Source organism: Myroides sp. C15-4 (assembly GCF_050522745.1).
In the GTDB taxonomy this organism is placed as follows: domain Bacteria; phylum Bacteroidota; class Bacteroidia; order Flavobacteriales; family Flavobacteriaceae; genus Flavobacterium.
This window is the reverse complement of sequence record NZ_JBMVQX010000080.1, coordinates 1-2,156: the sequence shown is the minus strand read 5'-3', so window position 1 is coordinate 2,156 and position 2,156 is coordinate 1. Positions and strand designations below refer to the sequence as shown.

Here is a 2,156-nt window from a genome sequence, read left to right as displayed (position 1 = left end):
GTCTAACAGCTTGAAGCGCGTAACCGCTCCAAGGTTCTTCTAAACTAGTTTGATATGAAAAAAAAACTACAACAAGTTGGACTCATTGTAACTATACTGCTCACAGTAGTCACGGTGAGTTATGGTCAAAAAGGAAGAGAAAAGCGAGCAGATAAAGATTTTGATCACTTGGCCTATGCCAATGCAATTGAGATTTATGAAGGCTTGGCCAATCAAGGATACATCAATACATCGGTTTTGCAAAACTTAGCCGATTCGTATTACTTCAATGGAAAGTTAGCAGAAGCCTATAAATGGTATTATGAACTTTTTGAAGGAGATTATAAAGACAAAGATCTCGCATTATTGTCCTCTGAATATTACTACCGCTATGCTCAAACGCTGAAAAGTCAGAAGAATTACGAAAAATCAAAGGCTTTGATGGATCAGTTTTACAAGCTGGAGGGAGGTGATTCCCGAGCCACCTTGTACAACCAGAACCGCGATTACCTGACTCAAATTAGTCACAATTCGGGTCGTTATGAGATCAAAGCGTTGGAGCTAAATAGCCTATACTCAGATTACGGGGGAACGATGTTAGGAGATCAGTTTATCTTTACTTCTGCACGAGCAACAGCAGATGAAAGACAACAGGATATCCACGCTTGGACTAATGAGAGTTATACGAGTTTATACCGTATCTCCATAAACAAAGAAGGGTTTGGAGAATTAGTTCGCTTGGAGATGGAAGACTCAAATGTAAATGAAGCAACAGCTGTGTTTACACAAGATGGTAAGACGATGTACTTTACGCGAAACAACGCCAAGAGCAATGGGAAGAGCAAGCAAAATAAAGAAAATACTTCCTTACTAAAAATATATAAAGCAATAAAACAAGCGGATGGGCAGTGGGGGCAGGTAGAAGAATTACCGATCAATTCGGATGATTTTAATACTGCCCATCCCGCTTTAACCCCTGATGAAAAATGGTTATATTTCGCCTCGGATCGCAAGGGAAGCGTAGGACAATCGGACCTGTATCGCGTTGGTTTGTATGAAAATGGAGGATATGGTGCAGTAGAACATATAAGTGGAAGCATTAATACGGAAGGGCGAGAAAGTTTTCCTTTTATTTCTTCAGACAACCAGCTGTATTTTTCTTCTGATGGTCATCCTGGCCTAGGGGGATTGGATGTTTTCACCACGCCTATTTATCCCGATGGCAGTTTTGGACCCGTGGTAAATATGGGAGAGCCGATCAACAGCCCCTTAGATGATTTTGGTTTTTATATAGATGCTAAGGCAAACAAGGGATTTGTTAGTTCGAATCGCCCAGGAGGTAAAGGTTCTGATGATATCTATTTTTGGGCAGAGAAACCATGTAAGCAAACCCTTGAGGGAACGGTATATGACAAGCAAACCAAAGCTCCTTTAGCCAATGCACTAGTTGTGATCTCTGATGCAGTGTATCAAAAGAGCGATACGCTTCGTACCAATAGCAAAGGATATTATGCGATCATGCTGTTGGACTGTAGAATTAAATATCGCATCAAAGTGAAAGCAGATACCTATAATACCGTGGAGATGGCATTTAATAATAATGATAAACCAGGCGTGAAGACTGTGGATATTGGTCTAGAGCAAACGGAAATTCCAATTGAGGTCAACACAGATTTAGCCCAATTATTAAATCTAGCGCCGATTTACTTTGATTTTGATCAATCCAACATTCGCTATGATGCTTCGATTGAGCTAATGAAGATTGTGGAAGTAATGCGAAAATATCCAACGTTAAAAGTAGATGTTCGTTCGCATACCGATAGCAAAGGAAAAGACGCCTATAATTTGAGTTTATCGGATCGTCGTGCCAAATCGACGATTCAATGGATGATAGATCAAGGCATTGATCCGCATCGTTTAATAGGACGAGGGTATGGAGAGACACAATTGATCAACCGCTGTAGCAATGGCGTTCGCTGTAGTGATGCCGAACACCAAGAAAATAGACGAAGTGAATTTATTGTAGTAGGTAAATAAGAGAAGAATTAGCTACTTTTTTATATGATCTCGCTGTAAGAACTAAAAGATAAAGCATTGTAGAAGAGGCTGTCTAAAAAGCCTAAAAAACAAAACCCCGTCTAAAAAAGGCGGGGTTTTTTCATTGTTTGTCCTCAAAA

At 40.0% G+C, this 2,156-nt stretch carries 1 protein-coding gene; it reads left to right on the top strand.

Features of this window, described 5'->3' with window-relative positions; translation table 11 throughout:
• The first annotated feature begins 54 nt into the window (after nucleotides 1-54).
• Nucleotides 55-2,016, top strand: a complete 1,962-nt coding sequence (locus ACPDHL_RS16125) for an OmpA family protein (protein ID WP_430533724.1) — start codon at nucleotides 55-57, stop codon at nucleotides 2,014-2,016.
• Nucleotides 2,017-2,156 lie beyond the last annotated feature (140 nt).